The 23,317-nt window shown below is 72.4% G+C and carries 3 protein-coding genes; all 3 read left to right on the forward strand.

Going from position 1 to position 23,317, the window contains the following annotated elements; all coding sequences use genetic code 11:
* Position 1: 1 nt before the first annotated feature.
* Complete coding sequence (locus AB0C20_RS15610) at positions 2-10,936, forward strand: amino acid adenylation domain-containing protein (protein ID WP_357568241.1); 10,935 nt, start codon at positions 2-4, stop codon at positions 10,934-10,936.
* Positions 10,933-21,870, forward strand: coding sequence for an amino acid adenylation domain-containing protein (locus AB0C20_RS15615; RefSeq protein WP_357568242.1), 10,938 nt, complete (start codon positions 10,933-10,935; stop codon positions 21,868-21,870). Before AB0C20_RS15610 ends, AB0C20_RS15615 begins: the two co-directional genes overlap by 4 nt.
* Positions 21,867-23,317, forward strand: a 1,451-nt coding sequence (locus AB0C20_RS15620) for a condensation domain-containing protein (protein ID WP_357568243.1), incomplete at its 3' end; no start/stop codon positions are given. The genes AB0C20_RS15615 and AB0C20_RS15620, both read left to right, overlap by 4 nt.

Consider the following 23,317-nt stretch of genomic DNA (forward strand, 5'->3'; position numbering starts at 1 on the left):
GGTGCATCTGCCCCTGACAGCGGCCCAACAGGAGATCTGGATCGCGCAGTCGCTGCGGCCGGACCTTCCGCTCTACAACTGCGGCACCTACCAGGACATCCATGGCCCGCTCGACCTGACGGCGTTGTCGTCCGCGGTGCACCGTGCCCTGGCGGACGCGGAGGCGCTGCGGGTCCGCTTCATCGAGGACGACGCCGGCGTACGGCAGGTCGTCGGCCCGGTCGCGGACGAGCCGTTGCGGATCGTGGACCTGACCGGTGATCCCGAACCCGCCGAGGCCGCGCACGACTGGCTGCGTCGGGCCACCACGGCACCCATCGACCTGACCGGCGGGCCGGTCGCCGAGCACGCCGTGCTGCGGCTGGCCGAGGAGCGGCACCTGCTCTTCTTCCGCTACCACCACATCGTCCTCGACGGATACGGGCAGGCGCTGCACCTGCGCCGGGTGGCGGAGGTCTACTCCGCGCTGGTCGCCGGGACCACGCCGGCCCCGACGCCGGCGCAGCCCTTGGCCGTCGTCGTCGCCGAGGACCGGGAGTACCGCGGGTCCCCGCTCTACGACCGGGAGCGCCGGTTCTGGTCGGACGAGTTCGCCGTCGTGCCGGAGGGCACTCGGATCGCCGGCTCCGGCGGGGCGGATCCGGCCGGGGTCCTGCATTGTCACGCCGGTCTGAACGACCACCAGTTGGCTGCTCTGCGCAGCGTGGCGCGAACGACGCGCAGCCGATGGTCGACCGTGCTCATCGCCGGCACGGCCGCCTATTTGCACGGGATCAGCGGCACCGGGGACGTGGTGATCGGTGTGCCGGTCGCGGCACGGTCCACTCCGGCCGCGCTGCGTACCCCCGCGATGCTGTCGAACGAATTACCGCTACGCCTGGCCGTACGGCCGGGGATGACATTCACCCAACTGGTGCGCCAGGTGACCGAGCGGATTGGCGCGTTGCTGCGCCACCAGCGCTACCGAGGCGAGGAGATCCGCCGGGAGTTGCGTCACGCGGGCGCGCCGGGCGGCTTGTACGAGGCCACCGTCAACGTCCTCGCCCTCGGCGGGGAGCAGCGGTTCGGGCCGTGTCGCGCCACGTCGCATCAGGTGGCCAAGGGGATGGTTCGGCAGTTGGCCGTCACCGCCTACGGGGACCCGCGCGGTGACCAGATCGAGCTGGAGTTGGAGGCGGACTCCGGCGGCCACGGTGCGACCTGGTTGGCCGACCATCATGAGCGCCTCGTCGGACACCTCGAACGGCTTCTGGACAAGCCCGGCCGTCCTCTGGCCGCCACCCTGCTGACCTCACCAGCCGAAACCTCCCTGGTGCTGCGGAGCTGGAACGACACGCGCCGCAGGGTCACCGACCATACCGTGCCGGAGTGGTTCGAGCGGCGCGTCCGGCAGGCCCCGGACGCCGTGGCGGTCAGCTCGGCGATGGGCTCGATCACCTATGGGGAGCTGAACGCCCGGGCGAACGAACTGGCTCGGTATCTGGTCGGGCGGGGCGTGGGCCCGGAACGTTTCGTGGCGCTGCTGCTGCCGCGCTCGCCCGAACTGCTCGTGTCCATGCTGGCGGTGCTGAAGACCGGCGCGGCGTACCTGCCCGTGGACCTCGACCATCCTGCCGAGCGGATCTCCCTCATGCTCGCCGACGCCCGGCCGATCGTCGCGCTCACCACCGGCGGCGGAAGGACCGTGGACGCGGTGCCGGTGGTCCGTCTGGACCACCCCGACGTCCGTACGGAGGTGGGCCGCCAGCGGGGCGACAACCTGTGCGACGCCGACCGGCTGCGGCCGCTCTCCGAGCACATGGTGGCGAACGTGATCTACACCTCAGGCTCGACCGGAGCTCCAAAGGGCGTCCTGGGCACCCACACCGCGCTGGTGAACAGGCATGCCTGGTACGCCGAGGAGTTCCCCTACCAGGCCGGCGAGCCGGTACTGGCGAAGGGTTCGCTGGCATTCGTCGACAGCAACAACGAGCTGATCGGCGCGCTGTTGAACGGTGCCACCATTGTCCTGCCCGATTCTTTCGGCGGCGCCGACGCCGCCCGTCATGGGCAGATCGTCGAACTGGTCGAGCGACACGAGATCGGCCGGATGGCGCTGGTGCCCAGCCTGCTCGGGGCGCTGCTGGAGGACGAACGGCCGGAGCGACTGGGATCGTGCACCCTGTGGATCGCGGGCGGTGAGGCCCTGCCTCCGTCGTACCCGGAAAAGTTGGCCAAGGCGCTGCCACACGCTCGGCTCGTCAACTTCTACGGAGCCTCGGAGGCTGCCGGCGACAGCCTGTACGCCTCCTGCGACGACGGCGTCGTCACCATCGGGCGACCGATCTGGAACACGCGTGCCTGGGTGCTGGACGCCGCGCTGCGCCCGGTGCCACCGGGGGTCAGCGGTGAGCTGTACATCGCCGGCGACGGGCTGGCCCGCGGCTACGTCGGCCAGTCCGGCCTGACCGCCGAGCGCTTCGTGGCCGACCCGTACGGGCCGGCCGGCGGCCGGATGTACCGCACGGGCGACGTGGTGCGCTGGCGGCCGGACGGGCGGATCGAGTACGTCGGACGCGCCGACCATCAGGTCAAGATTCGGGGTATGCGGGTGGAACCCGGAGAGGTCGAGGCGGTGCTGGCGGCCCATCCGGACGTCGAGCGCTGCATCGTCGCCGCTCGGCGCGACCATCTCGACCGCGCTCGTCTGGTGGCGTATGTCGTGCCCGTCGGACCGGCCCGGCCGACAGCCGGTGACCTGGCCGCCTTCGTCGCCGCCCGGCTACCCGCGCAGTACGTGCCCGTCGCGGTGCTCACCCTGTCGCGGTTGCCCCTGACCCCCAACGGGAAGGTGGATGTCAGGGCGCTGCCCGAACCCGACATCGCCGCCGCGGGCTCCGGGCGGCCGGCCCGCACCGCACGTGAGGCCCGCCTGTGCGAGTTGTTCGCGGACGTACTCGGAGATGGGCCGGTCGGGATCGACGACGGCTTCTTCGATCTCGGCGGCGACAGCGTCACGGCACTGCACCTCGCGAACCGGGCGCGCCGGGCCGGCTTCGACATGACCACGAAGGACGTCTTCGAGCACCGTACGGTGGCGGCGTTGGCCGCGGCGTGTGCCGACTCGACAACCGTCGACGGCCCGGCCCGGGAACGCGTTCCGGCGCCGCTGCCCGAGGCCGAACTGGTGCGGGTGACCGGCGGGGACCAGGCGGTCCAGGTGCTGCCGCTCACGCCGCTGCAGGAAGGGCTGCTCTACCACGCCCTCCACGACCGAGGCGACGTCGACCCCTACACGGTGCAGGTCGGCGTGGAACTGCATGGCGAACTGGACGCGGCCGCGCTGCGCGCCGCCGCTGACGCCCTGGCCGCCCGGCACACCGGGTTGCGTGCCGTACTGCGGCACACCGGCCTGAGCCGACCCGTCCAGGTCGTTCCGGCGACCGGTGTCGTTTCGTGGCGGGAGGTGAACCTGGCCGGACTGGGCGACGACGCGCCAGTCGGCTCGGTCCTCGACGAGGAGCGCAGCCGCCCCTTCCACCTCGACGGCGATGCCTTGGCGCGCTTCCTCCTGCTGCGGCTGGCCGACGACCGGCACCAACTGGTCCTGACCGCCCACCACATCCTGCTCGACGGCTGGTCGCTGCCGGTGCTCGTACACGACCTGCTGACGCTGTACCACCGCGGCGGGGACCCGGCCACCGCCGCCCCGGCGCCCTCGCACGCCGAGCATCTCGCCTGGCTCGCCGCGCAGGACCGGGACGCCGCCATCGCGGCGTGGCGGGACGTGCTCGCCGGGCTGGAGGAGCCCACCCGGGTAGCGGCCGCCGAACCCGGCCGCGGTCCGGCCCGGCCGGACGAGACCGTTCTCGAACTCTCCGTCGCCGACTCGGCCGCGGTCGCCGCGACCGCGCGCCGGCACGGCGTGACCGTCAACACCGTCGTCCAGGCCGCGTGGGCGCTTGTGCTCGCCCAGCTCACCGGTCGCCGGGACGTGGTGTTCGGGATGACCGTCGCCGGCCGGCCCGCCGACCTGCTGGGCGCCGAGCGGATTGTCGGCCTGCTCATCAACACCGTGCCCGCGCGGGTCCGACTGCGCTCCGCCGAGCCGCTCGCCGATCTGCTCGGCCGGATCCGCGACGAACAGGCCGCCCTGCTCGACCACCAGAGCCTCGGGCTCGCCGAGATCCAGCGGGAGGCCGGGCTCGGCGAGCTGTTCGACACGCTCGTGCTGTTCGGGAACTACCCGGTGGACCGGGCCGCGCTCGAAGCGCTGGCCGGCGCCGAGGGGCTGCGAATCGGCGCGGCGGAGACCCGGCACGCCACGCACTACCCGCTCACGCTGGTCGTGCTGCCCGGCGAGCGGTTGCGGTTCCGGCTCGACTACCAGCGCGAACTGATCGGTACTGCGGCCGCCCGGTCGACGGCCGAGCGGCTGGGCCGCGCGCTGCACACGCTCGCCAACGAGCCGGAGACGCTGGTGTCCAGAGTCGACCTTGTTGGCCCGGCCGAGCGCGAGCTGATGCTCACCGGGTGGAACGACACCGCGCGTACGCCCGACGGCGGCGACCCGGTGCGACGCTTCGAGCAGCGGGTGGCCGCCACCCCGGACCGGACCGCGGTCGTGCACGGCAGCCGGCGCCTCACCTACGCGCAGCTCGACGCCCGGGCGAACGGGCTGGCCCGGCAGCTCGCCGAGCACGGCGCCCGACCGGACACGTACGTCGCGGTCGCGCTGCCCCGCGACGAGAACCTGGTCGTCGCGCTGCTCGCGGTGCTCAAGACCGGTGCGGCCTACCTGCCGCTGGACACGTCGTACCCGGCTGAGCGGATCGCGCTGATGCTGGCCGACACCGAGCCGGTCGTCACGCTCACCACCGCTGGCGCGCTTTTCACCGGCGACACCCCGATGTTTCTGCTCGACCGCGTGGAGATCGAGCCCGCCCCCACCTTCGACCGCCCGGCACGCGCCGACTGGACGAACCGTCCGGCGTACGTCATCTACACCTCCGGGTCGACCGGCCGGCCCAAGGGCGTGGTCGTGCCGCTGGGCGCGATGGGCAACTTCCTCACCGCGATGGCCGACCTCGTCCCGCTCGAACCGGACGACCGGCTGCTCGCCGTCACCACGGCCGGCTTCGACATCGCGGTTCTTGAGCTGTTCCTGCCACTGGTCACCGGAACCACCGTGGTGGTCGCCGACTGGGACGTGGTGCGCGATCCGGCCGCGCTCGCGGCCGAACTGGCCCGGCAGGAGATCACCGTGATGCAGGCGACGCCGAGCCTGTGGCACGCGCTGACCACCGACACCACGGCGGACCTGACCGGTGTACGCGTGTTGGTCGGCGGCGAGGCACTGCCGCCGGAACTCGCTGCCACGCTGACCGGCCGCGCCGCCGCGGTCCTCAACCTCTACGGTCCGACCGAGACTACGGTCTGGTCAACCGCGGCACCGGTCCAGGCCGGCGACGGCGTGCCGGGCATCGGCCGCCCGATCGACAACACCCAGGCGTACGTTCTCGATGCCGACCTGCGCCCGGTCCCCCCGGGCGTCCACGGCGAGCTGTACCTGGCCGGCCACGGGTTGGCCCGGGGCTACCTGCGCCAGCCCGCGCTGTCCGCCGAGCGGTTCGTGGCCTGCCCGTTCGGCCCGTCCGGTGCCCGCATGTACCGCACCGGCGACCTCGCCCGGTGGACCGCGGACGGCACGCTGGAGTACGGCGGTCGGGCGGACCACCAGGTCAAGTTGCGCGGGCACCGGATCGAGCCGGGCGAGATCGAGGCGGTTCTCGCCGCCCGCCCGGAGATCGCCCGGGCCTCGGTCGTCGTGCGTGAGGATCAACCCGGTGACGCGCGGCTGGTCGCCTACGTCGTGCCGGCCGCCGGGCACCGGCCCGAACCGGCCGACGTACGGGACTGGGCCGCCCGGACCCTGCCCGCCTACATGGTTCCCGCCGCCGCGGTGATCCTCGACGCGCTGCCCGCCACCCCGAACGGCAAGCTCGACCGGCGTGCGCTGCCCGCACCCGCGTACGCCGCGGCGCCGGCCGGGCGGGGACCGCGCACCGCCGCCGAGGAACTGGTCCTGGGTGCGTTCGCGCACGTGCTCGGTCGGCCCACGGTCGGGGTGCATGACGACTTCTTCGCGCTCGGCGGCCACTCGTTGCTGGCCGCGAGGCTGGTCAGCCGGATTCGCGCCGCGTCCGGCGTGGACCTGCCGGTCCGCGAGCTGTTCGAGGCGCGTACGTCGGCTGCGGTCGCGGCGCTGCTGGACGCTGCCCGCACCGGGGGATCCCCCCGGCCGCCGCTCACCCCGGTCGTCCCTCGGCCCGCCCGGGTCCCGCTGTCCCATGCGCAGCGCCGGCTCTGGGTCCTCGATCAGGTGGACGGGGCGAGCGCCGCCTATCACCTGCCGGTCGCGCTGCGGTTGACCGGCGAGCTGGACGTGCCCGCGCTGGAAGCGGCGCTGGCCGACCTGGCCGAGCGGCACGAGAGCCTCCGGACGGTGTTCGGCGCGGACGGGGCCACCCCGCAGCAGATCGTGCTGCCCGCCGTCGCGCCGCTCCTGGACCGGCTGAGCGTCACTCGGGACGAGCTGGCCGATCGCCTCGCACGGCTCGCCCGTAAGCCGTTCGACCTGGTCGCGGACCTGCCGATTCGCTGCACGCTGTTGGCCCTGGCACCGGACGAGCACGTGCTGCTGATCGTGCTGCACCACGTCTGCGCGGACGGTTGGTCGTTCGGCCCGCTCGCCCGCGACCTCACCACCGCGTACGCCCGACGACGCGCCGGTGCGGCCCCGGACTGGACGCCGCTGCCGGTGCAGTACGTCGACTTCACGCTCTGGCAGCGCGACCTCCTCGGCGACGAGCAGGACCCGCAGAGTGTGGCCGCCCGGCAGCTCGACTACTGGTCGCGTACGCTCGCCGGGCTGCCCGAGGAGCTCACGCTCGCCACCGACCGGCCGCGGCCCGCGGCGCCGACCCACCGCGGCGGACGGGTCGAGTTCACCGTGCCGGCCGACCTGCACGCCGCGCTCGCCGAGGTCGCCGCCGGTCGCGGGGCCACGCTGTTCATGGTCCTGCACGCCGCGCTCGCTGGGCTGCTGACCCGGCTTGGTGCCGGCACCGACATCCCGATCGGCGTGCCGGTCGCCGGCCGCGCCGACGAGGCTCTCGACGAGCTGGTCGGGTTCTTCGTCAACACGCTGGTGCTGCGCCTGGACACCGGTGGCGACCCGGCCTTCGGCGAGCTGCTCGACCGCGCGCGGGATGCCGCGCTCGGCGCCTACGCGCACCCGGACCTGCCGTTCGAGCGGCTGGTCGAGGCCCTGCGGCCGAACCGGTCGCTGGCCCGGCACCCGCTGTTCCAGGTGATGCTGATCCTCAACAACACCGCCGACCAGGCTGCGTTCGACGCGGTCGCCCAGCTGCCCGGCCTGGCCGTCGACCGGGTGCCGGCCGACCCGGGTGACGCCAAGTTCGACCTCGCGGTCACGTTCGGCGAGCAGCACGGCGCGGACGGCGCCCCGGCCGGGCTGGCCGGCTCTCTGGAGTACAGCGTCGATCTTTTCGACGAGGCGACCGCCCGCGACCTCACCGACCGGCTCGGCCGGTTGCTGGCCGCGGTCGCCGCCGATCCCGAGCGGCCGCTGAGCGCCGTCGACGTGTTCGCGCCAATCGAGTGGCATGGGTTGCGGCATGTTTGGAATGCGACGGATCGTGTGGTCGGGGACACGACGTTGTCTGTTTTGTTGGCTGAGCAGGTGGCGCGTACGCCGGATGCTGTTGCTTTGGTTTTCGAGGGTGTCCGGCTTACGTATGCGGAGTTGGATGCGGCTGCGGATCGGGTGGCGGGGTGGTTGGCGGCTCGGGGTGCGGGGCCTGAGCGGATTGTTGCGGTGGTGGTGCCGCGTGGTGTCGATCTGGTGGTGGGGTTGGTCGCCACGTTGAAGGTTGGTGCTGCGTATTTGCCGGTTGATCCTGGGTATCCGGTGGAGCGGATCGCTGACATGTTGGCCGATGCTGATCCGGTCGTTGTGCTTACCACTGTGGAGGTTGGTGCGACGTTGCCGGTTGGGGGGCCGCCGCGGGTGTTGTTCGGTGGTGGTGATGAGGTTCGGGTGCCTGTTCCGGTGTCGCGGTTCGGTTCGCAGCATCCGGCGTATGTCATTTATACGTCTGGTTCGACTGGGCGGCCCAAGGGTGTGCAGGTCAGTCATCGTGCGATTGTTAATCGGTTGGCGTGGATGCAGGCGCGGTATGGGTTGGGTGGTAATGATCGGGTGTTGCAGAAGACTCCGGCTGGTTTCGATGTGAGTGTGTGGGAGTTCTTTTGGCCGTTGATTACTGGTGCGACGTTGGTTGTGGCACGGCCGGATGGGCATCGTGATCCCGATTATCTGGCCCGGCTGATCGATGCGGAGGGTGTTACGACGGTTCATTTTGTGCCGTCGATGTTGCATCCGTTTGTTGAGCATGTTGCCGTGCATGGTGGTGGGCGTGGTCTGAGTCGGGTGTTTGTCAGTGGTGAGGCGTTGTCTCGCGATTTGGTTGATCGGTTCCATCGGGTGCTGGATGTGCCTCTGTATAACTTGTACGGGCCGACGGAGGCGGCTGTTGATGTTACGTATCACGAGTGTCGTCGTGATGCGGGGTCTGGGCCGGTGCCGATTGGTCGGCCGATTTGGAATACCCGGTTGCGTGTGCTTGATGACAGGTTGTGTCCGGTTCCGCCTGGTGTGTGGGGTGAGCTTTATCTGGCCGGTCGTAACTTGGCTCGTGGTTATTTGAACCGGTCGGGTTTGACTGCGCAGCGGTTTGTTGCGGATCCGGACGGGCCGCTGGGTGCGCGGATGTATCGGACGGGTGATCTGGTGCGTTGGCGTCGGGATGGGGAGGTGGAGTTTCTTGGTCGGGTTGATGACCAGGTCAAGGTCCGGGGGTTCCGGATTGAGCTCGGTGAGGTTGAGTCGGTGCTGGCTGCTCATTCGGCCGTTGCGCGTTGCGCGGTGGTGGTGCGTGAGGATCGGCCTGGTGACAAGCGGATCGTCGGTTATGTAGTGCCGAGCGGGGAGGGTGTCGATCCGGTGGGGTTGCGGGTCGGGCTTGCCTCGCGGCTGCCTGATTACATGGTGCCGTCCGTGGTGGTCGTGCTGGACGCGTTGCCGTTGACCAGCAACGGCAAGCTCGACCACCGCGCACTCCCCGTGCCCAGCACCGAACCGGCCGGCGCAGGACGGGTCGCGCACGGCCCCGCCGAGACCCGGATGGCCGAGCTGTTCGTCGAGGTGCTCGGACTGCCCCGGGTCGGCGCCGACGACGGCTTCTTCGACCTGGGCGGCGACAGCATTCTCGCGCTCGAACTGGTCGCCCGGGCCCGCCGGGCCGGCCTGCTGCTCACCGCCCGCGACGTGTTCGAGCACCGCACGGTCGCCGCGCTGGCCGGGGTGGCCACCGCGCTGACCCCGGCGACCGCCGCCGCGGCCGTGGCCGCCGAGGGTGAGCTGCCCGGGCTGCCGCTGATGCGGCGCTACGCCAGGCTCGGCGGCGACGCCGGGTTCCACCAGGCGATGCTGCTGCGGGTACCGGCCGGCCTCGGCACCGACCGGCTGGTGGCCGCGGTGCAGGCGGTCCTCGACCACCATGACGCCCTGCGCCTGCGGCGTTCCACCGCCGACTCCGGCCGGCTGGAGATCCGGGCCGCCGGACTGGTCCGCGCCGAGAGCCTGGTCCGCCGAGCCGACACCGCCGGGGCCGACCCGGACCGGCTCGACGCGATCGTCCGGGCCGAGGCAGCGGCCGCCCGGAACCGCCTGGACCCGGACGCCGGCAGGATGCTCGAACTGGTCTGGTTCGACCCCGGGCCGGCCGAGGGCCGACTGCTGGTCATCGCCCACCACCTGGTCGTCGACGGCGTCTCCTGGCGGATCCTGCTGCCCGACCTGGCCGAGGCGTGGACCGCGGTGGCCGAGGAGCGGGAGCCGAACCTGCAGCCGACCGGCACCGGGCTGCGGGACTGGGCGTACTGGCTGACCGGCGAGGCCCGCTCCGCTCGGCACACCGGGCACCTGTCCTGGTGGCGGCAGACGCTCGCGGCGGAGCCGCGGCCCGCCTGGCGGCGGCTCGACCCGGCAGCCGACACCGCGGGCACCGCCGGCCGCAGCATCGTACGCCTCGACCCGGCGACGACCGAGGCGCTGCTCGGCGCCGCCGCCACCTACCAGGCCGGCGTTGACGAGGTGCTGCTCGCCGGGCTCGCCCCGGCCCTGGTCCAGTGGCTGTCCGAACTCGACGACACACCGCGCGACGAGGTGGTGCTCGCGGTCGAGGGGCACGGTCGCGCCGACCACCTGCGCCCCGGCGCCGACCTGTCCCGCACCGTCGGGTGGTTCACCAGCCAGTACCCGGTGCGGCTCGACCTGCGGCGGATCGACCCGGGCGCGGTGGCCGGCACCGTCGGGGCCGGCCACCTGGTCAAGCAGATCAAGGAGCAGTTGCGCGCGGTGCCGGACGGCGGCATCGGCTATGGGCTGCTGCGCTACCTGAACTCGGACACCGCCGGCACGTTCGAGGACTGGCCGGAACCGGCGATCGGGTTCAACTACCTCGGCCGGTTCGCGGCCCGCGACGACGACTGGGCCGCGCTGCCCGAGGGACCGGACGTCACCGAGCCGGCCGGTGCTGACCAGCCGCTCGCCCACCTGGTTGAGGTCAACGCCGTCACCGTGGCCGGGGCAGCGGGGCCGGAACTGGTGGCCCGGTTCACCTGGGCGAGCCGGATCACCGGCGCGGCCGAGATCGCCCGGCTCGCCGACCGGTGGTTCGCCCATCTGCGCGGGCTGGCCCATCACGCACGCGGCGCCAACGCCGGCGGACTCGCCCCGTCCGACGTCGCACTGTCCCGTCTCAACCAGCAGGACATCGACCTGCTCGAGGCCGAATTGGAGTTTCGGTGAGCCGCTCGATCGAAGACATCCTGCCGCTGTCCCCGTTGCAGGAGGGACTGCTCTTCCACCACGCGTACGACGCCGACACGCCGGACGTCTACCACGTGCAGACCGTGCTCGACCTGGACGGCGTGCTCGACGCGGGACGGCTGCGGGCAGCCGCCGAGCAGATCCTGGCCCGTCGCCCGGCGCTGCGCGCGACGTTCCGGTACGAGTCGTTGAGCCGGGCCGCCCAGGTGATCCGGCGCGACGCGGCGCTGCCCTGGGCCGAGCATGACCTGAGCGGACTGGCCCCGGAGAAGCAGCGCGACGAGGCCGGCCGGCTGCTTGAGGAGGACCTGCGCCGCCGGTTCGACCTCGCCACCCCGCCACTGCTGCGGTTCCTGCTGCTGCGGCTCGGGCCCGGCCGGCAGCGGCTGGCGCTGACCAACCACCACATTCTGCTGGACGGCTGGTCGCTGCCGGTGCTGCTGGAAGACCTGTGCGCGGCGTACGCCACCGGAGCGGACACCGCGGCGGTTCCGCCGCTGCGCGACTACCACGCCTGGCTCGTCCAGCAGGACGCGGCGGCGGCCCGGACCGCCTGGCGCGAGACGCTCACCGGGCTCACCGAGCCGGCCCGGGTGGCTCCGGGCGCCGTGACCGCGGCCGGGGACCCGCCGGTCAGCCGTACGTTCGGCCTCGACGCCGCGGACACCGCCGTGCTCACCCGGTGGGCGCGCGGCCACGGGCTAACGCTGAACACCGTCGTCCAGGGCGCCTGGGCGGTGGTCCTCGGCCGCCTGCTCGGCACCGCCGACGTGGTCACCGGCGTCACCGTGGCCGGCCGGCCCGCCGAGGTGCCCGGCATCCAGCGGATGGCCGGCATGTTCGTGAACACCGTGCCGTTACGGGTCACCGTGCGCCCGGCGGAGCCGCTCGCCGACCTGTTCACCCGGCTGCAGGCCGAGCAGGCCCGGCTGCTGCCGCACCAGCACGCCTCACTCGCCGAGATCCAGCACGACCACGGCCTGGGCGAACTGTTCGACACGTCGACGGTGTTCGAGAACTACCCGTTCGACTCGGTCACCGGCCGTACGGTCACCCATGGTCTGCGGATCACCGGCGTGACCGTCCGGGACGCTACCCACTACGCGCTCGGGCTGATGGCGATGCCCGGCGACGAGCTACGGTTCCGCCTGGACCACCGGCCCGCCCTGGTCGGGGACGGCACCGCCCGCCGGGTCGCCGATCAGCTGCTGACGGTGCTTCGCGCGGTCCCGCGCGAACCGCGGACCCCGGCCGGGCGGCTCGATCTGCTCACCCCGGCCGAGCGGGACCTGGTCCTGGTGCGGGACAACGACACCGCATCCCAACCGACCGCGGTCACCTGGCCGGAGCTGTTCGAACGGCAGGCCGCCCGCACTCCGGACCGGATCGCGGTGACCGGACCGCGCGACGAGGCCACCTACGCGGAGCTGAACGCCCGCGCCGACCGGCTGGCCCGGCTGCTGGCTGCCCGGGGCGTCCGCCGCGAGGACCGGATCGCGCTGGCGCTGCCCCGCTCGCCGGACTTCGCGGTCGCCGTGCTCGGTGTGCTCAAGGCCGGCGCCGCGTACGTGCCGGTCGACCTGAACTATCCCGCGGAGCGGATCGCGTACCTGCTCAACGACGCCGCGCCGAAGCTGGTGCTGACCACCACCGAGCTGGCCGGCTCGGTGCCGTCCGGCCCGGCCGAGGTGCTGGCCCTGAACGCGGCGCAGACCCGGGCGGCGCTCGCCGCGCAACCGTCCGGCCCGGCCAGCGTGCCGCTGCGGCTCGACCAGGCGGCGTACGTCATCTACACCTCCGGGTCGACCGGTCGGCCGAAGGGCGTCGTGGTCACCCACCGCGGCATCGCCAGCCTCGCGGCCGGGCAGATCGACCGGTTCGCCGTCGACGCCGAAAGCCGGGTGCTCCAGTTCGCCTCGCCGAGCTTCGACGCGGCGGTCTCCGAGCTGTGCATGGCGCTGTTGTGCGGCGCGACGGCGGTCTTCGCCGACCCCGAGGACATGCACCCCGGCGAGCCGCTAGCGGGTCTGCTCGCCCGGCAGCGGATCAGCCACGTGACGCTGCCGCCGTCCGCGCTCGCCGTGCTCGACCCCACCGCGCTGCCGACCGTGACCAGCCTGGTGGTGGCCGGCGAGGCATGCCCGCCAGAGCTGGTGGAGCGCTGGTCCGCCGGCCGCCGGATGATCAACGCATACGGGCCGACCGAGTCGACGGTCTGCGTCACGATGAGCGACCCGCTCGCCGGCGCCGAGCTTCCGCCGATCGGCCGCCCGATCCGCAACACCCGGGTGTACGTGCTCGACGCCAACCTGCTGCCGGTGCCGCCCGGCGCGCCCGGCGAACTCCACGTCGCCGGCGCCAGCCTGGCCCGCGGCTACCTCGGCCGGCCCGCCCTGGCGGCCCAACGCTTCGTGGCCTGCCCGTTCGGAGCGCCAGGGGAGCGGATGTACCGCACCGGCGACCTGGTCCGCCGCCGCGACGACGGTTCCCTGGAGTTCCTCGGCCGCGCCGACCACCAGATCAAGCTGCGCGGATTCCGGATCGAGCCCGGCGAGATCGAGTCCGCGCTGCTTCGCGAGCCCGGCGTCGGCCGTGCCGCCGTGGTCGTCCGCGAGGACCAGCCGGGCGAGCGCACGCTGGTCGGCTACGTCGTGCGCGACCGCCCGGAGTCCGAACCGGACCCCGCCGCCCTGCGCGCCCGGCTCGCCGCGACCCTGCCCACCCATCTCGTTCCCGGTGCGCTCGTAGTACTGCCGGACCTGCCGGTCACCCCGAACGGCAAGCTCGACACCGCCGCATTGCCCGCCCCCGGCACGGTCGCGCGGGGGGCCGGCCGGGCGCCGCGCACCCTGCAGGAGGAACTACTCTGCGGAATCTTCGCGGAGACGCTCGGATTGCCCGAGGTGAGCATCGACGACCCGTTCTTCGACCTGGGCGGCCACTCGCTGCTCGCCACCCGGCTGATCGGGCGGGTCCGGAGCGCGTTCGCCGCTGACGTGCCGGTGCGGCAGGTCTTCGACACCCCGACCGTCGCCGGGCTGGCCGCGGCGATCGGGCACGCCGCGGCGGCCCGGCCGGTCCCGTCCGCGGCGAACCGGCCCGCCCGGGTACCGGCCGCGCCCGCGCAGCGGCGTCTCTGGTTCCTTCACCGGCTGGACGCCACCGATCCCAGCTACCACATGCTGGCCGCGCTGCGCCTGACCGGACGGCTGGACGTCGGCGCGCTGCGGGCCGCGCTCGGCGACGTGGCCGACCGTCACGAGTCGCTGCGCACCGTCTTCGCGGAGGACGACGAGGGTCCGTACCAGATCGTCCTCGACCCGGAGGCGGCCCGGCCGGTCCTGCCGGTCGTCCGGGTCGACGAGCCGGACCTCGCCGCCCGGATGACCGCCGACAGCGAGGAGCCCTTCGACCTGGCGAGCCGGTCGCCGCTGCGGGCCCGGCTCTACCGGCTCGCCGACGACGTCCACGTCCTGTTGCTGGTGCTGCACCACGTGGCAGGCGATGCCGCCTCGCTGCCGCCGCTCGCCGCCGACCTGGCCACCGCGTACGCCGCGCGCCTGGACGGCGAAACCCCTGGCTGGGCGCCGCTGCCGGTGCAGTACGCCGACTTCACCCTCTGGCAGCGCGACGAACTCGGCGACGAGCAGGATCCGGGCAGCCGCGCCCACCGCGACCTGGCCTACTGGCGGGAGCGGCTGAGCGGGCTGCCCGAGGAACTGGCACTGCCCACCGACGGGCCTCGCCGGACCACCGGCGTGCCACGCGGCGGCACCGTCCCGTTCACCGTCCCGCCCACGCTGCACGCCGGCCTGGTACGGCTGGCTCGCGACCACCAGACCACGCTGTTCATGGTGCTGCAGGCCGCGGTCGCCACGCTGCTGCACCGGCTCGGTGCCGGCACCGACATCCCGATCGGCACCCCGGTCGCGCACCGCGCCGATGCCGCCCTCGAGAACGTTGTCGGGGTGCTGGTGAACACGCTGGTGCTGCGCACCGACCTCAGTGGCGATCCGGCCTTCCGCGAGCTGCTCGGCCGGGTCAGGCACACCAACCTGGCCGCGTACGCCCACCAGGATGTGCCGTTCGAGCGGCTGGTCGAGGTGCTCAACCCGGCCCGCTCGCTCGGCCGCCACCCCCTCTTCCAGGTGGCGCTGAACATCGACGGCGCCGCGGGCCAAAACGCCGGTGACCTGGTGGCCGCGCTGCCCGGCCTCAAGGTGACCCCGCAGCCCGTACCCACGGCCGCGGCGAAGTTCGACCTGCTGGTGGATGTGTCGGAGCGGACCGGTCCGGGGGCCAGCGCACTGGGTCTCGACGGCCGCCTCATCTACCGCACCGATCTTTTCGACCCGCAGACCGCGCAACGCCTCGCTGACCGGCTGCTGCAGGTGCTGGAGACCGCGGTGCAGGACCCGCGCCGGCCGGTGTCCCGCTTCGACGTGCTCGTTCCGGTTGAGTGGCATGGGTTGCGGCATGTTTGGAATGCGACGGATCGTGTGGTCGGGGACACGACGTTGTCTGTTTTGTTGGCTGAGCAGGTGGCGCGTACGCCGGATGCTGTTGCTTTGGTTTTCGAGGGTGTCCGGCTTACGTATGCGGAGTTGGATGCGGCTGCGGATCGGGTGGCGGGGTGGTTGGCGGCTCGGGGTGCGGGGCCTGAGCGGATTGTTGCGGTGGTGGTGCCGCGTGGTGTCGATCTGGTGGTGGGGTTGGTCGCCACGTTGAAGGTTGGTGCTGCGTATTTGCCGGTTGATCCTGGGTATCCGGTGGAGCGGATCGCTGACATGTTGGCCGATGCTGATCCGGTCGTTGTGCTTACCACTGTGGAGGTTGGTGCGACGTTGCCGGTTGGGGGGCCGCCGCGGGTGTTGTTCGGTGGTGGTGATGAGGTTCGGGTGCCTGTTCCGGTGTCGCGGTTCGGTTCGCAGCATCCGGCGTATGTCATTTATACGTCTGGTTCGACTGGGCGGCCCAAGGGTGTGCAGGTCAGTCATCGTGCGATTGTTAATCGGTTGGCGTGGATGCAGGCGCGGTATGGGTTGGGTGGTAATGATCGGGTGTTGCAGAAGACTCCGGCTGGTTTCGATGTGAGTGTGTGGGAGTTCTTTTGGCCGTTGATTACTGGTGCGACGTTGGTTGTGGCACGGCCGGATGGGCATCGTGATCCCGATTATCTGGCCCGGCTGATCGATGCGGAGGGTGTTACGACGGTTCATTTTGTGCCGTCGATGTTGCATCCGTTTGTTGAGCATGTTGCCGTGCATGGTGGTGGGCGTGGTCTGAGTCGGGTGTTTGTCAGTGGTGAGGCGTTGTCTCGCGATTTGGTTGATCGGTTCCATCGGGTGCTGGATGTGCCTCTGTATAACTTGTACGGGCCGACGGAGGCGGCTGTTGATGTTACGTATCACGAGTGTCGTCGTGATGCGGGGTCTGGGCCGGTGCCGATTGGTCGGCCGATTTGGAATACCCGGTTGCGTGTGCTTGATGACAGGTTGTGTCCGGTTCCGCCTGGTGTGTGGGGTGAGCTTTATCTGGCCGGTCGTAACTTGGCTCGTGGTTATTTGAACCGGTCGGGTTTGACTGCGCAGCGGTTTGTTGCGGATCCGGACGGGCCGCTGGGTGCGCGGATGTATCGGACGGGTGATCTGGTGCGTTGGCGTCGGGATGGGGAGGTGGAGTTTCTTGGTCGGGTTGATGACCAGGTCAAGGTCCGGGGGTTCCGGATTGAGCTCGGTGAGGTTGAGTCGGTGCTGGCTGCTCATTCGGCCGTTGCGCGTTGCGCGGTGGTGGTGCGTGAGGATCGGCCTGGTGACAAGCGGATCGTCGGTTATGTAGTGCCGAGCGGGGAGGGTGTCGATCCGGTGGGGTTGCGGGTCGGGCTTGCCTCGCGGCTGCCTGATTACATGGTGCCGTCCGTGGTGGTCGTGCTGGACGCGTTGCCGTTGACCAGCAACGGCAAGCTCGACCACCGCGCACTCCCCGCCCCTGCGGCTGTCGCCGTCACGATGGGCGCCGCGCCGGCCACCGCCCGCCAGCGCCGGCTCGCCGAACTGTTCGCCGAGGTGCTCGGCGTGCCCGAGGTCGGCGCCGACGACGACTTCTTCGCGCTCGGCGGACACTCGCTGCTGGCCACCCGGCTCGTCGCACGGATCCGGGCCGACCTGGGGGCGGACTTGTCGGTGCGTACCGTGTTTGAGGCTCCGACCGTTCGTTCGCTGGACGCGGCCCTTCCCGGCGCGATCAACGACCGCCCGACGCTTGTCGCCGGCCCTCGCCCCGACCGGGTCCCGGTCTCGGCGAGCCAGCTGCGCCTCTGGGCCCTCGACCGGATGCCGGGCGCCGGCCGCTACCATGTGCCGCTGGCCGTCCGCCTGCACGGCGACCTGCGGGTGTCCGAGCTGCAGGCCGCGCTCGGCGACGTGGTCGGCCGGCACGAAAGCCTGCGTACCGTGCTCCGCGAGGACGACGGCGGCGTGGTGCAGGTCGTGCTCGACCCGGCGGCGGCCACCCCGGCGTTGACGATCGCCGAGGCCACCCCGGAGAGCATCGACGAGGAGCTGGCGCGGGCCGCGCGGCTGCCGTTCGACCTGGCTACCGGGCCGGTGCTGCGGGCCGTGCTCTATCGCCTCGCTGCCGACGATCACGTCCTGCTGGTCGTGATCCACCACGTCGCCGCGGACGGCTGGTCGTTGACCCCGCTGGCTCGGGACCTGTCCGAGGCGCACACCGCCCGCTGCGCCGGCACCGCGCCCGGGTGGAAACCCCTGCCGGTGCAGTACGCCGACTACACCCGCTGGCAGCGCGAGCTGCTCGGTGACCCGGACGACCCGAACAGCCGGTACGTGACGCAACTCGCCTACTGGCGGGAAACCCTCGCGGGGATCCCCGACGAGCTGTTGCTGCCCGCCGACCGCCGCCGCCCGGCCCAGCTCACCGGCGCCGCCGGCAGCATCGGGTTCACGGTCCCCACCGACCTCTACGCCGGCCTGGGGGAGGTCGCCCGCGCCCTGAAGGCCACCCCGTTCATGGTCGTGCGGGCCGCGCTCGCGGTGCTGCTCAGCCGGCTCGGGGCCGGCACCGACATTCCGCTCGGCACGGTGGTCGCGGGCCGGACCGACGCCGCCCTCGACGATCTGGTCGGCTTCTTCGTCAACACGCTGGTGCTGCGCACCGACCTTGCCGGGAACCCGCGCTTCACCGAGCTGCTCGCGCGGGTGCGGGAAGGCGACCTGTCCGCGTACGCCCATCAGGATCTGCCGTTCGACCGGCTGGTGGACGAACTCAGCCCGGCTCGTACGCTCGCCCGGCACCCGCTGTTCCAGGTGCTGGTCACCTTCCAGAACGCCGGCGGGCAGTCCGCGACCGAGGCGATGTCCGGGCTGCCCGGGCTGCGCGCCGCGGACAAGGAGGTCGAACTCGGCGACGCCAAGTTCGACCTCGCTTTCGTCTACGAGGAGACGCCGGACGGCGCGGGTGGCACCCAACTGCGCGGCGTGCTCACCTACAACGCCGATCTGTTCGAGCCGGGAAGCGCGCTGCGGCTGATCGAGCGCGGCGAACAGGTGCTGCGTGCGATCGCCGCCGACCCGAAGCAGCGCATCGGCGACCTCGACGTGCTGACCCCGGACGAGCACGAGGCGCTGCGCGAGTATGGCACCGGCGCCGTACGCTCCGCGCTCACCGGCACGCTGCCCGCGCTCTTCGCGGAGCACGCCGACCGTGCCCCGGGCCGCCCAGCGCTGCGGCATCAGGGCGTCACCCGCGAGTACGGCGAGGTGCGGGCCCGGGCCAACCGCCTCGCCCATCACCTGATCGACGCCGGGGTGCGGCCGGAGACCCGGGTCGTGATGCTGACCGGCCGCACCGGCGATCTCCCGGTCGCCGCGCTCGCGGTCACCACCGCAGGCGGCGCCTACGTGCCGCTGAGCGAGACCTACCCGGACGAGCGTCTGCGGTGGATCGTCGCGGAGACCGAAGCGCCCGTCCTGCTCACCGACCCGGGCCTACGCGAGCGCGCCGAGCGGATCGCCGGGGCCGCCCGGGTCCTGGTGCTCGACGAGGACCTGTTGAACCGCGGCGACCCGAGCGACCCCGGCGTCCGGGTGCTGCCCGGACAGGTCGCCTGCGTCATGTTCACGTCCGGCTCGGCCGGCGAGCCGAAGGGCGTCGCCGCCTCGCACGCCGACATTGTCGCGCTCGCCCGGGACCGGTGGTGGCGGGAGGGCGTGGTCGACCGGGTGCTGCTGCACTCGCCGCACGCGTGGGATGCGTTCACGTTGGAACTCTGGATGGCCTGGCTGAACGGCGGTGAGGTGGTGGTCGCCCCGCCCGGGCGGCTGTCGGCCGACGACATCGCCGGGCTCGTCGCCGAGGGCGGTGTCACCGCGCTGTGGCTGACCGCGGGCCTGTTCGCGATCCTGGCCGGTGAGCACGCCGGAGCCTTCGCCGGGGTCCGGCAGGTGTGGACCGGCGGTGACGTGGTCGAGCCCGGCGCGGTGCGGCAGATGCTGGCGGGTGCCCCGGGCATCACGGTCGTCAACGGGTACGGGCCGACCGAGACCACCGTCTTCGCCACCCGGCACCTGGTCACCGCCGACCGGCGGGACGACCTGCCGGCGGTGATCCCGATCGGCCGGCCGATCGACGACATGACCGTCCTCGTCCTCGATGAGCGGCTGCATCCCGTCCCGCCGGGCGTGGTGGGCGAGATCTACATCGCGGGCGCCGGAGTGGCCCGTGGGTACTGGGCGCGTCCCGGCCTCACCGCGGAACGGTTCGTCCCCTGCCCGACGGATGCGTCCGGCCGGCGGATGTACCGCACCGGCGACCTCGCCCGGTGGAACGGCGACGGCCGGTTGGAGTTCGCCGGCCGAGCCGACGATCAGGTCAAGCTGCGCGGCCTGCGGATCGAACTCGGCGAGATCGACGCCGCGCTGATCGACGAGCCGGCCGTGGCCCGTGCCGCGACGGTGATCCGCGAGGACCGACCCGGCGAGAAGCGGCTGGTCGGCTACGTCGTTCCGGCCGTTCCCGAGGTGGACACCGCAGCCCTGCGCGCGCGCCTCGGGTCGCGCCTGCCCGACTACATGGTGCCCGCCGCGATCGTCGTGCTGGACGCGCTGCCGCTGACCACCAACGGCAAGCTGGACCGATCGGCGCTGCCAGAACCGGCCGAGGCGGTCGCCGGGGATGGGGAACCGCTCGCCACTGCCGCCGAGGAACTGCTCGGCGGCATCGTCGCCGATCTGCTGCACCGACCCGGGGTAGGAGCGGAGGACGACTTCTTCGCGCTCGGCGGCGACAGCATCGTCGCCCTCCAACTGGTCAGCCGTGCCCGCCGGGCCGGCCTGACGATCGGCACCGGCGACGTCTTCGAACACCGGACCGTGCGGGCGTTGGCCGCGGTCGCGGACGTGGCAGGGCAGGCACCGGACGAGGACCCCTCGGAGGCCGTCGGGGAGCTGTCGCTGTGGCCGATCCTGCGCTGGTACACCGGACGCGGCGGCTGCGCGCGCCGCTTCCACCAGTCGGTGACCCTGTCCGTGCCGGCCGACCTCGACGAGGACCACCTGGTCGCGGCGGTGCAGGCGGTGCTGGACCGGCATGGCGCGCTGCGCCTGCGGGTCGGTGAGGACACCGCGGAGGTGCCTCCGGCCGGGGCGGTGTCCGCCCGCGCGGTGGTACGCCGGGTCGACGTGAACGCTGTCGTGGATCGGTCCGCGGTCGTCCGCGCCGAGACGGAGGCGGCGATCGATCGGCTGTCCCCGGATGACGGAACCGTACTGCAGGTCATCTGGTTCGACGCCGGGCCCGGGACGGTGGGGGAACTGCTGCTCGCAGCCCACCACTTCGCCGTTGACGGCGTCTCCTGGCGCATCCTCGCGCCCGACCTGGCCGAGGCGTGGCGGGCCGTCGCCTCGGGCGGTACGCCGCGACTCGCGCCGGCCGGCACGTCGCTGCGCCGCTGGACCCGGCACCTGGAGGAACTCGCGACGACCCCGCCAGTCGAGGCCGCGGCCGACGGGTGGCGGCAGATCGTCGGCCGGCCCGGCCCCCGGCTGGCCGACCGCCCGCTCGACCCGGCCGCCGACACCGTCGCCACCGGCCGCCGGATCACTCGGACGCTCCCCACGGAGACGACCGCCGCGCTGCTCACCGAAGTGCCGGCCGGGCTGCGCGCGGAGACCGGCGAGGTGCTGCTGGCGGCGCTGGCGATCGCGCTGGACGACTGGTCCCGCGCCGAGCACCGGCCCGGCGGCGACCGGCTGGTCGACATCGAGGGACACGGCCGGGAGGAACGGCTGCTGCACGGGGCGGACCTGAGCCGTACGGTCGGCTGGCTCACCAGCCTGCGCCCGGTCCGCCTGCCCGCACCCGGCGGCGCCACCGCCGACCCGGCGGTGACCGTGCGGGAGATCCGCGAGCAACTGCGGCGAATGCCGCACGGTGGCCTGACCTACGGGCTGCTGCGCCACTTGAACCCGCGAACCGCGCCGCTGGTGGCCGGCCCGGCCGCGCCCGAGATCGGCTTCAACTACCTCGGCCGGTTCACCACCGCCGAGGCGGGCGCCGGCGACTGGTCGGTGCTGCCGGGCCGGGCCGGCGACGAGCCGGTGGAGAACCCGGCCGCGCCGCTGGCCCACGTGCTCGAACTGAACGTGCTGACCGACGACGGACCGGACGGGCCGCACCTGGTTGCCTCCTGGACCTACGCCGGCGGCCTGCTGAGTGAGCCGAGCGTGGCCGCGCTGGCCGGCGCGTGGTTCGCCGCCCTGCACCGCCTGGTCGACCGGGCCCGCCGGCCGGAACCGGCTGGGCTGGCCGCCGCCGACGTGGCCGTGGCTTCGATCACCCAGGTCGAGATCGACGAATTCGAGGAAGAACTGAGCACGGAGTTGGGGGCGCTGTGAAGACCGGACCGTCGCGAGTTGTTGAGGACATCCTGCCGCTGTCGCCGTTGCAGGAGGGCCTCGTCTTCCACAGCGTGTATGACGAGGGCGGCGCCGACATCTACACCGTCCAACTGGTGTTTGACCTGGACGGCGAGCTGGACCCGGAGGCCCTGCGCGAGGCCGCTGCGGCGCTGGTGCGCCGGCACGGGAACCTGCGGGTGGGCTTCCGACAGCGGCGCAGCGGCGAGTGGGTCCAGCTGGTGGCCCGCGAGGTGCCGCTGGATTTCCGCGAGGTCGACCTCACCGGCACGCCCGGCAACCGGATCGAGGCCGAGGCCGACCGGCTGGTCGCTGCCGACCGGGAGCGCCGGTTCGACCTGGGACGCCCGCCGCTGATCCGGTTCATGCTGCTGCGCCTGGCCAAGCGGCGGCACCGCTTCCTAATCGCCATCCACCACGCGCTCTTTGACGGCTGGTCGCTGCCGATCCTCGTACGCGAGCTGATGACCCTCTACACCACTTCGGGCGATGCCGCCGGACTGCCCGCGGTCCAGCCGTACCGCGACTACCTGACCTGGCTCGCCGGACAGGACCGGGAGGCGGCGAAGGCCGCCTGGCGGACCGCGCTGGGCGGGCTGGCCCAGCCGACCCGGGTTGCCGGATCGCTGCCGGCCGACCGGGTGCCGGGCCTGCCCGAGCGGATCCACTTCGAGCTGCCCGACGGCATGGCGACCGCGCTGGAGGACCGGGTCCAGGCGGCCGGGGTCACGCTCAACACCGTGGTGCAGGCCGCGTGGGCGCTCACCCTGGCGAAGACCACCGGACAGTCCGACGTGACGTTCGGCGTGACCGTCTCCGGCCGTCCGGCGGAGCTGCCCGGGGTCGAGTCGATGGTCGGCCTGTTCATCAACACACTGCCGCTACGGCTCCGGTTGCGTCCCGAGGAGACGCTGACCGACCTGCTTGCGCGGATCCAACGTGAGCAGAACGCGCTACTGCCGCACCAGTACCTCGGCCTCGCCGAGATTCAGCAGCAGGTCGGCGTGGGGGACCTGTTCGACACCAAGATGGTCTTCGAGAACTACCCCATCGACACCGACGCGCTGTCCGCGGCTGCGGACGCCGGCGGGCTGCGGGTCACCCGTTCGCAAAGCCTCGACGCGACCCACTACCCGCTGGCCCTGGTCGCGATGCCGTCCCCGCGCGGGCTATCGTTCCGGCTTGACTACCAGGGCGACCTGTTCGACCAGGCATTCGCCGAGGAGACCGCGCGCCGGCTGCTGCGGGTGCTGTCGCAGGTGGCGGACGACCCGTCGACGCGCGTCGGGCGACTGCGGCTGGTGTCCGGGGTGGACGGCTCGGGCCCGGTTCGGCCGTTGGATTTTCGTAGCTTGCCGGAGTTGTTTGCGGCGCGGGTGGCGGTGTCGCCGGGTGCGGTGGCGGTGTCGTCGGGTGGTGTGGATCT

This window comes from Micromonospora sp. NPDC048843 (genome assembly GCF_040649965.1).
In the GTDB taxonomy this organism is placed as follows: domain Bacteria; phylum Actinomycetota; class Actinomycetes; order Mycobacteriales; family Micromonosporaceae; genus Micromonospora; species Micromonospora hortensis.